Source organism: Pseudomonas sp. BF-B-26, from assembly GCF_019956495.1.
GTDB lineage: Bacteria > Pseudomonadota > Gammaproteobacteria > Pseudomonadales > Pseudomonadaceae > Aquipseudomonas.
Genome location: NZ_JAHBDP010000058.1, coordinates 261,552 through 276,897, shown reverse-complemented (window position 1 = coordinate 276,897; position 15,346 = coordinate 261,552). Strand labels below are relative to the sequence as shown.

Annotated in this window: 11 protein-coding genes and 1 pseudogene; 6 read left to right on the top strand and 6 right to left on the bottom strand. The window is 59.4% G+C overall.

The window, feature by feature from the left end:
* Nucleotides 1-688 precede the first annotated feature (688 nt).
* Nucleotides 689-1,891, bottom strand: coding sequence for an acetyl-CoA C-acyltransferase (locus KGB03_RS08210; protein WP_223526764.1), 1,203 nt, complete (start codon nt 1,889-1,891; stop codon nt 689-691).
* 31 nt (nt 1,892-1,922) lie between these two features.
* Nucleotides 1,923-2,066 (bottom strand): annotated as a pseudogene (locus KGB03_RS08205) (dehydratase); the annotation flags it as partial.
* Nucleotides 2,067-2,486: 420 nt separating this feature from the next.
* Between KGB03_RS08205 and KGB03_RS08200 the strand changes: the two are divergent.
* From KGB03_RS08200 to KGB03_RS08175, 6 genes are all read left to right on the top strand, one after another.
* On the top strand, nt 2,487-3,296 hold the full coding sequence (locus KGB03_RS08200) for a helix-turn-helix transcriptional regulator (RefSeq protein WP_223526763.1): 810 nt from the start codon (nt 2,487-2,489) through the stop codon (nt 3,294-3,296).
* Between the two features lie 105 nt (nt 3,297-3,401).
* Nucleotides 3,402-4,529, top strand: coding sequence for an ABC transporter ATP-binding protein (locus KGB03_RS08195; protein WP_411740039.1), 1,128 nt, complete (start codon nt 3,402-3,404; stop codon nt 4,527-4,529).
* 39 nt (nt 4,530-4,568) lie between these two features.
* Nucleotides 4,569-5,711 (top strand): PotD/PotF family extracellular solute-binding protein, encoded by a 1,143-nt coding sequence (locus tag KGB03_RS08190; RefSeq protein ID WP_223526762.1) that lies wholly within the window; start codon nt 4,569-4,571, stop codon nt 5,709-5,711.
* A gap of 31 nt (nt 5,712-5,742) precedes the next feature.
* Entirely contained in the window at nt 5,743-6,660 is a 918-nt protein-coding gene (locus KGB03_RS08185) for an ABC transporter permease (protein ID WP_218537455.1), read from the top strand.
* Nucleotide 6,661: 1 nt separating this feature from the next.
* On the top strand, nt 6,662-7,489 hold the full coding sequence (locus KGB03_RS08180; protein WP_192407532.1) for an ABC transporter permease: 828 nt from the start codon (nt 6,662-6,664) through the stop codon (nt 7,487-7,489).
* Nucleotides 7,482-8,954, top strand: a complete 1,473-nt coding sequence (locus KGB03_RS08175) for an aldehyde dehydrogenase family protein (RefSeq protein ID WP_218537454.1) — start codon at nt 7,482-7,484, stop codon at nt 8,952-8,954. The genes KGB03_RS08180 and KGB03_RS08175 overlap by 8 nt, the downstream gene beginning before the upstream one ends.
* A 95-nt stretch (nt 8,955-9,049) precedes the next feature.
* Here KGB03_RS08175 and KGB03_RS08170 read toward each other — a convergent pair whose 3' ends face one another.
* Genes KGB03_RS08170 through KGB03_RS08155 form a run of 4 tightly spaced genes read right to left on the bottom strand, consistent with a single transcriptional unit; the run spans nt 9,050 to nt 15,289 of the window.
* Nucleotides 9,050-9,400, bottom strand: coding sequence for a copper-binding protein (locus KGB03_RS08170; RefSeq protein ID WP_223526761.1), 351 nt, complete (start codon nt 9,398-9,400; stop codon nt 9,050-9,052).
* On the bottom strand, nt 9,397-12,555 hold the full coding sequence (locus KGB03_RS08165) for an efflux RND transporter permease subunit (RefSeq protein WP_223526760.1): 3,159 nt from the start codon (nt 12,553-12,555) through the stop codon (nt 9,397-9,399). Before KGB03_RS08165 ends, KGB03_RS08170 begins: the two co-directional genes overlap by 4 nt.
* Nucleotides 12,552-14,036, bottom strand: a complete 1,485-nt coding sequence (locus tag KGB03_RS08160) for an efflux RND transporter periplasmic adaptor subunit (RefSeq protein ID WP_223526759.1) — start codon at nt 14,034-14,036, stop codon at nt 12,552-12,554. The genes KGB03_RS08165 and KGB03_RS08160 overlap by 4 nt, the downstream gene beginning before the upstream one ends.
* Entirely contained in the window at nt 14,033-15,289 is a 1,257-nt protein-coding gene (locus tag KGB03_RS08155; RefSeq protein ID WP_223526758.1) for a TolC family protein, read from the bottom strand. Before KGB03_RS08155 ends, KGB03_RS08160 begins: the two co-directional genes overlap by 4 nt.
* Nucleotides 15,290-15,346: the final 57 nt, after the last annotated feature.

Genomic DNA, 15,346 nt, shown 5'->3' with positions numbered 1-15,346 from the left:
TCTCGCGGAGTAACTTGTGATGCTGATAATCTTGTTGACTATCAGTCTGACTCCACAAGCACCCACACGAATTGCTTGATTCAGTTGTTAAAGAGCGGTTGGTTAAGATCTTTCGTCTCAACCGAGGCGCGCATTCTACAGCAGCCTCTGTTGCTGTCAAGCGGTTATTTTTCGAAGTTTTCAAAGTTTCCCTTGCAACTTCAACCACTTGCGCTTGCGATCTCTCGTTAGCGGGAGGCGAATTCTACAGCGTTACTCGCTGCTGTCAACACCTCTTTTACACCGCCTTCGACCGAGAAGATCGAATCGTCAATTAGGCAAAAACAGACTGCCTGATCAACTCCTTCTGGGCTTCGATGACCTGAAGCAACTCGCTGTCGAAAACTGCGTAACTCATTGTTTACCAAGGAGTTTTCCGTTTCGACTGCGCCGGAAGTGGGGCGAATTATAGACTTCCAGAATCTGCCGTCAACCCTTAATTAAGCTTTTCTATCAAACACTTGCAGAACGCCGGAAAACAGTCCGTTTCTTCTCTTTAGAGAAGAACAAAACGAATCCTTCTATATAGAGAGATTGGAAATCCCGAAGTCCTTGGATGGTTTTGCGCAGCCCCAAAGCGAGAAACAGAACCTAGCACCAAGTGCTTGATCCCCCTTAAAGTAGCTTGAACCTGTTGTGCACTGGCCATTCAGACCACCTCGAACAGTGCAGCGGCACCCATGCCGCCGCCGATGCACATACTCACCACCACGTAGCGCAATCCGCGGCGCTGCCCCTCAATCAACGCGTGACCGACCATCCGCGCACCGGACATGCCGAAAGGATGGCCCACCGAAATCGCACCACCGTTGACGTTCATACATTCGGGAGGAATGCCCAGGGTGTCGCGGCAATACAGCACCTGACAGGCGAACGCCTCGTTCAACTCCCAAAGGCCAATGTCGTCCACGGTCAAGCCATGGCGCTTGAGCAGTTTCGGGATCGCGTAGACCGGGCCGATGCCCATCTCGTCGGAGTTACAGCCAGCGACCGCCATCCCGCGATAAATTCCCAACGGCTCCAGCCCACGCTTCTCGGCCAATTTGGCACTCATCAACACCGAGGCCGAAGCGCCGTCGGACAATTGCGAAGCGTTGCCGGCCGTGATGAAGCGGCCCTTTTCACTCCACTGACCGCCCGGCCACACCGGTTCCAGCGCACTCAGGCTTTCGCGGGTGATGTCGATGCGGTTGCATTCGTCGCGCAGCAAGGTGACGGCCTCAAAGCGGGTTTCGCCACTGGCCTTGTCGAAGATCGCCTTGCGGCTGGTCAGCGGCGCGAGTTCACGGCCGAACAATCCATTACTCTGGGCCAGCGCGGTTCGCACCTGGCTCTGATAGCTGTATTCGTCCTGTTCCTCGCGGGAGATGCTGTAGCGTGCGGAGACGATTTCGGCGGTTTCGATCATCGGAATGTAGGCGTGAGGATCGAGATCGATCACCGCGTCGGACTGGTTGCGGTACAGGTTCTTGTGCTTGTTCTGCACCAGTGAAATCGACTCCAGGCCACCGGCCACGGCAATGTCAATTTCGTCGCACATGATGCCTTTGGCGGCCATGGCAATGCTCATCAGTCCCGACGAACACTGGCGCTCGACGGCCATCCCGGCGACGGAAGTCGGCAAGCCGCCGGCAATCGCGCACAGACGCCCCACGTTATAAGACTGCGTGCCCTGCTGCGCCGCCGCGCCGATGATCACATCGTCCACTTCGCCCGGTTCGATGCCGGCGCGACGCACGGCTTCGCGCACCACATGGCCGCCGAGTTGCGGGGCATCGGTGTCATTGAATGCACCGCGAAAAGCTTTGCCGATCGGGGTACGGGCGGTCGAAACGATGACGGCTTCTTTCATGCTCGATTCCTCGAATGTTCTGCCAAAGGGTTCACTCGAGGTAGTAACGGCTGATGGTGTCGACCACACAGCCGGGACGTTCCTCGCCGTCGATTTCAACGCTGACGCGAATGGTCGCCTGAACGCCGCCCTTGACCTCTTCGACCGCCATCAATTGCGCCGGCCGCTTTGAGCGGATCAAGGCGAAGGACGCGTCGAAAATACGCGGCATGTTCAAGCCCTCAGGCTGAACACCGACAACTCCTCGCCGGTCATGTAGAAACTGTAGTCGCTGGCCAGACAAGCATGAAGCAACACCCCTCTGGCCTTCGAGTTTGGTGCCGGGGGAGCACGAGAAAACTGTCAGGGCGGTCTAGTCTGAATAGGCGATGCCGAGGCCGATCCATCGATTTGAGCCTGTCGAAATTCAAACACCTCCCCATGGGCGGCCGTTCCCATCACTTCTGATACTGATCCTGTAGCACTCGGTAACATCCAGCCCTGTTACGAGGCGTCTTTTCAACGCCTCGGCGTCACTCGCCCCGCCCTGCAAGGCCAAAACAGCCATGGCGTAAATTGTGCATCTAAATGCGATCCAATCCTGCCTGAAGCCGCCATGCGCCCCAAGGAACTGAAACTCTGGACTACCGGGCTTGCCCACTTACTGGACCTTCCTCCCGGACATGCGCGGTTAGCAGGCTTAAGTCACTGGTTGCGGCAAGTCTGCCCGGTCGATCACTTCGTTCTGTTCGTCTATGAAGGCAATCATCGGCCGTTGGCGCTGTTCGACACCTTCGCTGCCGACAAGCGTGCGGTGTATGTCGATGACTATCAGTGCGGGCCCTATTTACTGGATCCGTTCTACCTGGCATGCACTCGCGGGCAAGCGCCTGGACTGTGGCGTTTGCGACAGTTCGCACCCGACCACTTCTACCTCGGCGAGTATTACCTGACGTATTACCAGCAAACCGGGCTGGCTGAAGAAGTGGCGTTTTTCGTCGACCTCGGTGGCGGCGCCATGGCCGTTCTGTCGTTGATGCGATCCACTGCCAGCTGTGCTTTTGGTCGTGACGAGATGCAGTTGATCGAGTGCGCGCAGGCCGTGGTTGAACAGGTCATCAGTGAAGCCTGGCGTTTGCGTCAAGCCCAGCAACCACGCCCGGCGCAGGACCTGGACTTCAAGATCCGCGAAGCCTTCGATCAGTTCGGCGCGCACATCCTCACCGGCCGCGAACAAGAAATTGTCCAGTTGCTGCTACGCGGTCACTCCAGCACGTCGGTCGCCGAACAACTGAGCATCAGTCCTGGCACGGTGAAGATTCACCGCAAGAACATCTACGCCAAGCTCGGTATCGGCAGCCAGTCCGAATTGCTCGGGCTGTTTATCCGCGACCTTACCGGCCAGGAACTGGTCGTCGAAGCCTGACACCTGAAACCGACTCTATCCCCCAAGGGATATATACAGCGCAAAACCCCGATTGCTAGTTTGGCCCCCGACGCACTGATTCATCACTGCAAGGGAGCCCGCCTCGTGAACAACAGCGTGAACGACACTTCGCCAAGCGATATCGAATTCTGCAACGTGGTCAAACGCTATGGCGAGGTGTCAGCCGTCAATGGCCTGAACTTCGCGGTGCGCCGCGGTTCATTCCATTCCTTTCTCGGCGGTTCCGGCTGCGGCAAAACCACCACCCTGCGCATGATCGCAGGCTTCGAACAGCCCAGTAGCGGCGAAGTGCGCCTGTCGGGCAAGAATGTAGCCGGAGTGCCGGCGTTTGAGCGGCCGGTGAACATGGTGTTCCAGCATTACGCCCTCTTCCCGCACCTGACAGTGGCGCAGAACATCGCCTATGGGCTGCGTTATCGCACTCCGCGACCTGACAAAAAAAACCAACTGCGCATGGCTGATGAAGCGTTGGAAATGGTGCGCCTGAGCGGCTTCGGCCAACGCAAGCCGAGTGAGCTTTCCGGCGGCCAACAGCAGCGCGTGGCCCTGGCCCGGGCGTTGGTCAACAAGCCGACCGTGTTGCTGCTGGACGAGCCGCTGGCGGCGCTGGACCGCAAGCTGCGCAAGGAAATGCAATCCGAATTGCTGCGCCTGCAACGCGAAGTCGGCATCACCTTTGTGCTGGTCACCCACGACCAGGAAGAAGCCTTGTCGATGAGTGACAGCATCAGCGTGATGCACAACGGTTCGATCATCCAGACCGCCACCCCGGAACAACTGTATGAAGCGCCGGCCAGCCGTTACGTGGCCGATTTTATCGGTGAATCCAATCTGTTCAACGGCACGGTTCGTCAAATGCAGGGCGATTCAGTCGTGCTGCGCACCGAGCAAGGGCTGGAACTGACCAGCCCACTGACGCCTACCGGCAAAGCCTTAAGCGCAGACGTCACTGGTTGCATCGCGGTGCGCCCGGAGCTGATCAGCATCGCCAGCGCCAACGCCGACATGACCCGCGAAGTAAAGCTGCAAGGCCACGTGGAAGACCGCATCTACCTTGGCAACTCCACCGAATATCGCGTGCGCACCCAAGCCTTTGGCGTGGTTTGCGTGCGTGTGCCGCGCCAGCAGGATCACGGCGCCAATGCATTCGAACACGGCGCGGCAGTGAGCGTCGGCTGGGATCACGCCAATGGCTTGGCCATGGCGTTGTAAATCATCGATTCGTTTCATCAACCGACTGTGGAGCGTGCTATGGACCAGAAGACGTTTATCAAAACCCTGCGTAGCTGGCAGAACGGCTCGATCAGTCGCCGCGAGTTCCTCGGCCGCACAGGCCTGGGAATTGCCGCAGCGGTGGTCGCAACCCACATGCCCGGCCTGCTGACCTCCACCGCCGAAGCCGCCGAGCAGGCCAGGCTGGGCGATCGCCTGTCGCTGGCGACCTGGCCGAATTACCACAGCCAGGAAAACCTCGACACCTTCGCCAAAACCACCGGTGCGCGCGTTTCGACGAGCGTGTTCGGTTCCAACGAAGAGATGCTTGCCAAATTGCAGGCCGGTGGCAGTGGCTGGGACGTGCTGGTGCCGACCAACTACACCATCAGCACTTACGTTGGCCTGGGCCTGATCGAACCATTGGACCTGTCGCGCATTCCCAACTTTGAGGCGTCGGCTTTCCAGCAAAAATTCATGGCCCAGGGAACGGTGGACGGCAAGGTGTATGCGGTGCCGAAAAACTGGGGCACCACCGGCATGCTCTACGACACCGGTAAACTGAAGAACGGCCCCTCCAGCTGGAAAGAATTCTGGGTTGCAGCTCAAGGCCCCGCCAGCGGCCGGACGATGGTTCACGACTACCAACTGACCGCCATCGGCAACGCGTTGAAAAGCTTCGGCTATAGCTTCAACTCCCTGGACCCGAAAGAACTGGCCGATGCTGAAAAACTGCTGATCGAGGTCAAGCCGCACCTGTTCGCCATCAACTCCGACATCCAGCCGTCAATGCGCAGCGGCGATGCCTGGCTGGCGATGTCCTGGACCGGCGATGCCTCTCAGCTGCACCGCGACAACGCGCAGATGCAGTTCGAACTGGGCAAGGAAGGTGGCGAACTGTGGAGTGATTTCTTTGCCATTCCCAAAAGCTCGGAGCACAAGGACGCGGCCTACGCCTTCATCAACTACCTGCTCGATCCGCAGCACAACAAACTCGAAGTATTGAGCCACGGCTACCCGAGCGGCGACAAACGCGTCGATGCGTTGCTGCCCACCGCCATGCTCGACGATCCGATCATGTACCCGGCTGCCGAAGCGCTCAGCCCTCTGGAGTTCGGTGCCGCGGCAACGCTCACCAGCCCGGCGCGCGCCGAACTGATGGCTCGCTTCAAGTCCGCCTGATCGCCTGACCGTGGCCAATGAGGAGTCCCCCATGAACGCCGTCACCCACCCGCAAACGGTGCAGCCGGGCAACGCCCTGTCGGTCGAGGTTCGCCAGCGGCGCAGTCTCGGTCGGCGGATCACCCTGCTGATGCTCTTGCCTTCGACCCTGTGGTTCCTGCTGCTGTTGTTGATGCCGCTGGTGATCATCCTGGTCTTCAGTTTCGGCGAGCGCAGTGCCGTGGGCGGTTACGCCGGGGGCTTCACGCTGGCCAACTATTTGAACCTCGGTTCCCGTGGCGCGGCGTTCAGTAACACGCTGATGCTGGCGCCGCTGGGCACGCTGGTGTGCCTGGTGGCGGCATACCCGCTGGCGTATTTTCTGGCGGTCAAGGTCACCCGCAATCGCTCGCTGTTGCTGACGCTGGTGATCGTGCCGTTCTGGACCAGTTTCCTGATCCGCACTTACGCCTGGATTTTCATCCTCAGCGGCAAGGGCATTCCAGCCTTGCTCGCCAGCCTTGGCCTTGAAGACGTGCGGCTGATCAATACGCCATGGGCGGTGCTGATCGGCATCGTTTACGGCTACTTGCCGCTGATGGTGTTTCCGATTTACGTCAGCCTGGAAAAACTCGACAAGCGCCTGCTCGAAGCCTCGGCGGACCTGGGTGCCAGCGCTTTCGAAAGTTTCCGGCGGATCACCCTGCCACTCTCCGCGCCCGGGATCATCACCGGAGTGATGCTGGTGTTCATCCTGTTGATGGGCGAGTTCCTGATCCCGGCCATTCTCGGTGGCGGCAAAGTGTTCTTCGTCGGTAACGCATTGGTCGATCTGTTCCTGCAATCGCGCAACTGGCCCTTCGGCAGCGCGCTGGCGATGACCTTGGTGGCGATGATGCTGCTGATCATCGGCGTGTATTTGAAACTGGTGGCGCGCTATGGCGGCCGCCCTGCCGACGGAGGGTTGTGACATGTGGCTGCGCAGCTATTCGACTTCGCTGTACCTGTTTCTCTACGCACCGATCGCATTGATCGTGCTGTTCAGCTTCAACGCCGGGCGCAGCGGCCTGGCGTTCGAATGCTGCTCGGTGCAGTGGTTTGGTCGCGCGTTTGGCAACCCGTTCATCATGGAGGCACTGGGTCATAGCGCGTTCATTGCTTTCACTTCAGCGGTGATTGCCACGCTGTTCGGCACGCTCGCGGTGTTCGGCTTACAGCGCGCCGGCGCCAAAGTGCGGTTGCTGTTCGATGCGCTGACCTATTGCGCGATCATCGTGCCGGGCATTGTCATCGGCATCTCGACACTGATTGCATTCATTAGCCTGTTCGACCTGATCAACCCGTTGCTCGCGGCCTGGATACCGAGCGTTCCACGGTTGAACATGGGCTTCTTCACGGTGATCGCCGCGCACTCGCTGTTCACCATGGCACTGGTCATGGTGATCGTGCGTAGCCGCGTCGACTTGCTGGACAAAGCCTTGCTCGAAGCCTCGGCGGACCTCTATGCGCCGCCGATGCAAACGTTCTGGCGAGTCACCCTGCCGCAGATCAGTCCGGCGATCATGGCCGGGTTTCTGCTGGCGTTCACCTTCAGCTTCGACGATTTCATCATCGCGTTCTTTGTCGCAGGCTCCGAAACGACATTGCCGATCTATATCTTTTCGTCCATCCGCCGTGGCGTGACGCCGGAGATCAACGCGGTCTCGACCGTCATCATCTGCGCGTCGCTGGCGCTGCTGTTCACTTCCCGTCACCTGCAAAACCGCCGCACCGGCGTCCAGGAGTCACACCATGCGTGATCAGCTTTACATCAACGGCGAGTGGGTCAGCCCAGACCTGGGCGGTTACCTGGATGTGATCGACCCGGCCACCGGGCAGGTTTTCCATCGGGTCGCCGCAGGCACCGAAGAAGATATCGATCATGCAGTGCGCGCCGCCCGGCGAGCCTTCGATAACGGCTGGAGCCAAACCACCGGCGCCGAACGCGCGCAGTGGCTGGAAGCGCTGGCCGATGAACTGGAGAACGGTCAACAGGCGCTGGCGGAACTGGAAGTGCGCGACAACGGCAAACCGTTGCCCGAAGCGCAGTGGGACGTGGGCGATGCGATTGGTTGCTTTCGCTATTACGCCGGGCTGGCCCGCGAACTGGACCAGCAGCAGGATCAACCTTTGGCCTTGCCGGACGCACGTTTTCGCTGTCGCATCCGCCATGAACCGATCGGCGTTGCCGGGCAGATCATTCCCTGGAACTACCCGCTGTTGATGGCCGCGTGGAAGGTCGCCCCGGCGCTGGCTGCCGGGGCGACGCTGGTGTTGAAGCCGTCCGAGCTGACGCCACTCACGGCGCTGGAACTGGCGGCCACCGCCGACCGCATCGGTCTTCCGGCCGGCGTCCTGAACGTCGTGAGCGGTCTCGGGGCTGATGCCGGTGGTCCGCTCACCGAGCACCCCGGCGTGGACAAACTGGCCTTCACCGGCAGCGTGCCCACCGGGGCGAAAATCATGTCGGCAGCGGCCCGCGACATCAAGAACATCAGCCTGGAACTGGGCGGAAAGTCGGCGTTCATCGTGTTCGACGACGCCGATGTCGAGGCGGCGGTGGAGTGGATTCTGTTCGGGATATTCTGGAATCAGGGCCAGGTATGCAGCGCCACCTCACGCTTGCTGGTACAGGAAAACATCGCCTCGCGGCTGATCGAACGACTGGTCGAGGAAACCCGCAAGATCACCATCGGCCCAGGATTGGCACCCGGCGTGTTATTGGGCCCTTTGGTCAGCCGAGGTCAACACGACAAGGTCCTCGGTTTTATCGATCAGGGACTGGCCAGCGGCGCACGCCTGCTCACCGGAGGTCGGCAACCGGCGCATCAGCCAGAGGGTTATTTCATCGAACCGGCAATCTTCGACGAGCCGGGACACAGCAGCATCCTCTGGCGCGAAGAAGTGTTCGGCCCAGTGCTGTGCATCAAGCGTTTCAAGACCGAAGAACAAGCGGTGCAAATGGCCAACGCCAGTCGCTTCGGCCTCGCTGCCGCCGTGATGAGTGCCGATTTACAACGCACCGCTCACGTCGCCAACCAACTGCGCGCCGGGATTATCTGGGTCAACTGCTCGCAACCGACCTTTGTCGAAGCGCCGTGGGGCGGCATGAAGCACAGCGGTATTGGCCGAGAACTCGGCCAGTGGGGTTTGCACAATTACCTGGAGGTCAAGCAAGTGACCGAGTACGTCAGTGACCAGCCGTGGGGGTGGTACCTGAAATAGCGGCATCTGGGCATGACACACTCTCCTGCGGCAGCTATCGGCTTTCGATTCAACCGGCACGACATAGCGCGCCGGTTGCTTCCACCACCGCAGATTCACTTTTTTATTGAAACAATCGTCGCTCTGCCACCCTCTACTCGAAATGAAAACGACACTCGGTCTCCAACCGTCAGCCCTGTCAGCTGATCTTCCGTCACGGAAAAGGCCATGGTCATCGGCGGCCATTGCACAGCGGGAACAGCGCCGTGAGAGATGGTCACCGTATGCTTCACAGTATCGATAGCCTTGATCGTTCCGTCGGCGGTGGCGACTGGAGCCTGCGTTGTTTCCTGCTTCATCTGCATGCCCTCCATTCCGTCCATTTTCATGCCCGGCATATCCTCTGCGTGGGCCGAAAGAGACAGCGTAAATACGGTGCTTGCAACTGCAATCAGGGTCAGTTTCATACGACTTTTCCTTGAGGGTTGATGGGTTCAACTGAGAGGTGCCGGCGACGCATCAGGCGATAGGCCGCCGGAATGACAAACAGGGAAAGCAAGGGCGCCGTGACCATGCCGCCGACCATGGGTGCAGCGATTCGGCTCATCACCTCGCTGCCGGTCCCGCTACCCAGCAAGATGGGCAGCAAGCCAGCAATGATGACGGCCACGGTCATGGCCTTGGGTCGAACACGCTGCACGGCGCCTTCACGAATCGCCGCCACCAGACCGCGCTCAGTGCTGTCGCCGAGGTCTTCACGTTCGGCCCAGGCGTTCTTCAGGTAGAGCAGCATGATCACGCCAAACTCGGCGGAAACGCCGGCCAAGGCGATAAAGCCGACCCCAGTGGCGACTGACAGGTTGAACCCCAACAGATAGAGGAACCATGCTCCGCCAGTCAGGGCGAATGGCAGAGTGGCCATGATCAGCAAGGCCTCATCGAAGCGGGCGAAGGTCAGATAGAGCAACACGAAAATGATCAACAGCGTGGCAGGCACCACCAGCTTGAGTCGTGCGTTGGCTCTTTCGAGAAATTCGAACTGCCCTGAGTAACTCAGGCTCATGCCGGGCTGCAATTTGACCTGTTCAGCGACGACCCGACGCAGATCGGCGACTACCGAGGCAATGTCCCGGCCACGCACGTCGATGTATACCCAACCAGAGGGCCGCGCGTTCTCGCTCTTGAGCATCGGCGGACCGTCCGTGACTTTGACCTTCGCCACTGTGCCGAGGGTGATCTGGCTACCTAGCGGGGTATAGATCGGCAATTGCTCCAGGGCACCGAGCGAGTCACGCCACTCCCGCGGGTAACGCACGTTGATCGGGAAGCGTGCGAGCCCTTCAATAGTCTCACCAACATTTTCACCGCCGATAGCGCCAGCGACGATGGACTGCACATCGGCGATGTTCAGTCCGTAACGGGCGGCAGTTTTGCGGTCGATATCCACATCGATGTAGCGGCCACCAGTCAGTCGCTCGGCCAGAGCCGAACTGACGCCGGGTACGCCCTTGGCCACTCGCTCCACGGCCTGAGTCGCGGCATCGATCTCCGATAGGTTAGTGCCGGCAACTTTCACTCCGATGGGACTCTTGATCCCAGTGGCCAGCATGTCGATACGGTTGCGAATCGGTGGTATCCAGATATTCGTCAGCCCAGGGACTCGTACCACTCGATCCAGTTCTTCCACTAACTTTTCCTGGGTCATGCCTGAACGCCATTGCTCGTGCGGCTTGAATTGGATGGTGGTTTCGAACATCTCCAGCGGTGCGGGGTCGGTGGCGGTTTCGGCGCGGCCGGCTTTACCAAAGACGTGTTCAACCTCTGGCACGGTCTTGATCAGGCGGTCGGTCTGTTGCAGCAATTGCGCGGCCTTCTGCGCTGACAGTCCCGGCAGAGCTGAAGGCATATAGAGCAGGTCGCCCTCGTCCAGCGGGGGGAGAAACTCGCCGCCCAAGCGAGACATTGGCCATAGCGCACTGACAAAAACCAACAGCGCCACCAGCAGCGTGATCTTTGGTCGACGCAAGACTGCGTCCAGGGCTGGCTGATAAATCCGAATCAACCACTGGTTCAACGGGTTCTGTTGTTCACCTGGGATTCGCCCCCGAATCCAGTAGCCCATCAGCACCGGCACCAAGGTCACTGACAATCCCGCCGCTGCAGCCATGGCGTAGGTCTTGGTGAAAGCCAAAGGGCCGAACAGCCGTCCCTCTTGCGCCTCCAGGGTGAACACGGGAATGAACGACAGGGTGATGATCAACAAACAGAAGAACAGTGCGGGGCCTACCTCTGCCGCCGCTTCAGTCATAACGTGCCAATGACGCTCCCCCTTCAGTTCTTCCCCCGGATTGGCCGCGTGCCATGCCTCAATCTTCTTGTGGGCGTTCTCGATCATCACCACAGCAGCATCGACCATGGCGCCAATGGCGATGGCAATACCACCCAAGGACATGATGTTGGCGTTGATGCCTTGGTAGCGCATGACGATGAAGGCAATCAACACACCAACAGGCAGAGAGATGATCGCCACCAGGGATGAGCGCAGGTGCCAGAGGAAGATTCCACAGACCAACGCGACGACGATGAACTCTTCGATCAGCTTGTGGCTGAGATTTTCCACAGCACGGTCGATCAGCTTGCTGCGGTCGTAGGTGGTGACGATTTCCACCCCGGCCGGCAGGCTGCTTTTCAATTCCTCGAGTTTGGTTTTGACCGCCGCAATGGTCTCGCGAGCATTCTTGCCACTACGCAAAATCACCACGCCGCCGACGGTCTCGCCTTCGCCGTCGAGTTCAGTAATGCCACGCCGCATTTCCGGGCCCAACTGAATGGTGGCGACATCGCCAAGGGTCACCGGCACACCACCTGAGCCAAGTTTGAGCGGGATTGCCCGGAAGTCATTGAGCGTCTTCAGGTAGCCAGAAGCGCGCACGATGAACTCGGTCTCTGCCATCTCCAGCACCGCGCCACCCGTTTCCTGGTTGGCCTTGCCGATGGCTTCGGTCACCTCAGCCTGAGTGATACCGAGGCTGGCCAGTTTGAGCGGATCAAGCTGCACCTGGTACTGCTTGACCATGCCGCCCACCGTGGCCACTTCCGCAACGTTGGGCAGGGTCTTGAGTTCGAACTTGAGGAACCAGTCCTGAAGTGCGCGTAGCTGCGCCAGGTCGTGTCCCCCACTACGATCCACCAGTGCGTACTGATAGATCCAGCCCACGCCCGTCGCATCCGGTCCCAACGCCGGCTTGGCGCTGGCCGGCAAGCGACTTTGTATTTGGCTCAGATACTCCAACACCCGCGAGCGAGCCCAGTACAAGTCGGTGCCGTCTTCGAACAGCACGTAAACGAAGCTGTCACCGAAGAAGGAATAACCACGCACAGTCTTGGCTCCCGGAACTGAGAGCATGGTGGTGGCCAACGGATAGGTCACCTGGTTCTCGACAATCTGCGGCGCTTGTCCCGGAAAAGGGGTACGGATGATCACCTGGACATCGGAGAGATCCGGCAGCGCATCGATGGGCGTGTTCTGCACCGACCAGACGCCCCAAGCCGTGACAAACAGCGTCGCCAACAGCACCAGGAATCGGTTGGCTACTGACCAACGAATCAGGGCAGCAATCATGGCTGGCTCCCCGATTTATCCAGACGCTCGACACGCAAACCATCATCGGTCTGGCTCACCGCAATGCGAACCTTATCCCCCGTCTTGAGGCCCTGCATCAGCGCCGGACTAGCGAGTGGGAACGTCATCGTCATGCCAGGCATGCCCAGCGTCTTGAAAGGACCATGGGCAAGCGTGACTTCTTTATCGTTGATCTCAACGATCTGCCCATCCGCTTCATGAAAGCTGGAGGCTGCTACGCGCGGTGGTGACTCTTCCTCTGAGCGGGCAACAATGCCCTTTAGACTGGCCTCCGAGTCGAGCAGAAACTGGCCAGAGGTAACCACCGTCTGTCCTTCTTCCAGACCTTTCAAGATCGCCGTCTTGCCATCGCTTTCCTGCCCTGGCTGCACCTCTACTGGACGATAACGGCCGGCGTCTTCGGCAAGCATCACCAGAGCACGTCGGCCAGTGCGAATGACGGCCTCGCTCGGCACCCACAACACACTTTGCTCGGTCGAACGGTTCAGGCGTACCTGCGCCGTCAAACCCGGTCTGAGGCGTCCGTCCGGATTGGGTAGTTCCACCCGCACACGAAGGGTGCGGCTGTCCGGATTGGTCTCGGGCAAAATTGCGCTGACCTTGCCGCTGAGCGTAGCCCCTGGGAAGGCTGGCAGGCGCGCTTCGACCGCCTGCCCCACTGTGATCGATCCGGCATCCGATTCTGGAACGGCCACGGCTAGCCAGACACTGCTCAAGCCATTGACGCGTGCCAAATTATCGCCAGTCGCTACGGTCATTCCCGCACGGACGTTCAACTCTTGCAGCACACCGGCAATGGGACTGGTGAGCGTCAGGTAGGGCTGAACCTTACCGCTACGTTCTACCTGAGTAATCAGTGCTGCCGGCATCCCTGTGAGCCGCAGACGCTGACGGGCCGCAACCAAGAGGTCAGCATCTCCATTGCGCCTCAGCGCAAGAAACTCTGTCTGGGCAGCGGCCCATTCCGGCACCAGAATATCCGCCAACGCCGCGTTGGCTTTGAGCACATCACCGGGAGCATGGGCATAGACCCGCTCAACAAAGCCAGTGGTGCGTGCCTGAATCACAGCGACATCACGTTCGTTGAACGTCAATGCACCTGTCACGTCGAGGCTCGAATCAAAGACCCCACGGGTGACAGTCGTAAAACGCAGACCGAGATTCTGGGTCAGACCTGGGTCGATACTGACTGTCGCCCGATCCCCTTCCCCACTGGCGTACTGAGGAACCAGCTGCATGTCCATAAAGGGAGACTTCCCCGGCTTATCGAACTTTTGCTGTGGGTACATGGGGTCGTACCAATACAGGGCCTTGCGTTCATTCGGTGGATTGAAGCTCTGATCGGGGGCGGTAGCGGGTACTCCGCTCATGCGCTGGTGAGCGAACCAGTAGCCACCGGCAACACCCAATGCCATCGAAATACTTACCAGCAATGCCCCGTTCCATTTTTTAAGGATCATTGGCTGAACTCCCCATAAGCAAAATACAGACGCGCACTGGTCAGCGCTCGCTGCTCTTCCACGTCGATCTGTTTGAGACGGGCCTCGATGAGTTCACGTCGGGCGACAACAACGGCGTTCAAATCGCCTTTGCCGGAACGATAACTGGCCATGCTGAGTTCGACCTTTTCCTTGGCCAGCGGCAACAGGCTTTCCTGGTTTCGGCGCACGGCACGATTCAGGCGTTCAAAGTCAGCCAGTTCGTTTTCCAGTTGCTGAGTGTGCTCGCGTGACAGGGCTTCGCGCTCGGCCTCAAGCTGGCTGAGTTCAGCCTGTTTGGCTGCGATTTTGGGGTTTTGGCGGGAGTCAGGAAACAGCGGCAGATCCCAGGAAAATTGCACGCTGACCATATCGCCGAACTCACGGCCCCGGCGCTGGTAATCCAGTTCCCAGCTCCAGTCCGACTGTTTCTCCGACATGGCTTCACGAACCTTGGCTTGCGCTTCGCGGGTCATCGGCGCAAACGCTGCCAGCTCAGGATGATGTTGCAGTTTATGGGAGTAGCTTGAGGAATCGACGGGCCATTCAGGCAGGCTGCCCACAGGCTTGTCGTTGGCGGCGGAGCCTATCCAGCGTTTGAGGGCCGCTCGGGCCTGTGCGCGTTGACGAATCAGATCGTCCTGTTGCTCCGCCAGTTGAGCCGCTTCCTGCTTGGGCGTCACCGCATCGGCGGATTGAGCGCGGCCACCGGCAATCTGGGCCCGGACGGTATCGGTCAACAGACGATTTTCTTTGTAGAAGTCCTGGAACAGCGCATCTTTGCGCTCAACCGAGTAGCTACTGATCCAGGCCAACGCCGTGGACTGGCGGACCTTCAGACGTTCCACTCGACGCTCCGCAGCGGCTCGATCGATGGCCGCATCGGCCACTTCTATGCGCGCTTTGCGCTTATCGCTGTTGGGCATCTCTTGCCTGACCCCGACCACTTGCATGGTCATGAAGTCCTGGTCGATGCTCCAGCGATCCGGACCACCAATGGGGTAGTTCTGCACACCCAGCAGCAGTTTGGGGTCAGGTAGCTCGCCGGCTGGAATAGCCGCACTGCTGGCGGCCTGAATTTTCGCGTCTTGTGCGGTCAGCGACGGCGCATTGCTTTCGGCCAGCCGCAACGCTTCATCGAGCGTCAAGGCGGCAGCAAAACTCGGCAACGCCAGCACGCTTACCGCCAGACCGGCCACGAGGGACCAGCCTGTGCAATAGCACTTGGAGTTCATGTTTACGATTCCTGTGATCATCCACTGCACGCGTCAAAAAGACATGCGCGCAGCTAG

Coding starts and splice junctions, on each gene's coding strand:
- KGB03_RS08155 (WP_223526758.1), bottom strand. CDS start 15,289: ATGAACTCCAAGTGCTATTGCACAGGCTGGTCCCTCGTGGCCGGTCTG.
- KGB03_RS08185 (WP_218537455.1), top strand. CDS start 5,743: ATGAACGCCGTCACCCACCCGCAAACGGTGCAGCCGGGCAACGCCCTG.
- KGB03_RS08180 (WP_192407532.1), top strand. CDS start 6,662: ATGTGGCTGCGCAGCTATTCGACTTCGCTGTACCTGTTTCTCTACGCA.
- KGB03_RS08200 (WP_223526763.1), top strand. CDS start 2,487: ATGCGCCCCAAGGAACTGAAACTCTGGACTACCGGGCTTGCCCACTTA.
- KGB03_RS08165 (WP_223526760.1), bottom strand. CDS start 12,555: ATGATTGCTGCCCTGATTCGTTGGTCAGTAGCCAACCGATTCCTGGTG.
- KGB03_RS08210 (WP_223526764.1), bottom strand. CDS start 1,891: ATGAAAGAAGCCGTCATCGTTTCGACCGCCCGTACCCCGATCGGCAAA.
- KGB03_RS08175 (WP_218537454.1), top strand. CDS start 7,482: ATGCGTGATCAGCTTTACATCAACGGCGAGTGGGTCAGCCCAGACCTG.
- KGB03_RS08160 (WP_223526759.1), bottom strand. CDS start 14,036: ATGATCCTTAAAAAATGGAACGGGGCATTGCTGGTAAGTATTTCGATG.
- KGB03_RS08190 (WP_223526762.1), top strand. CDS start 4,569: ATGGACCAGAAGACGTTTATCAAAACCCTGCGTAGCTGGCAGAACGGC.
- KGB03_RS08170 (WP_223526761.1), bottom strand. CDS start 9,400: ATGAAACTGACCCTGATTGCAGTTGCAAGCACCGTATTTACGCTGTCT.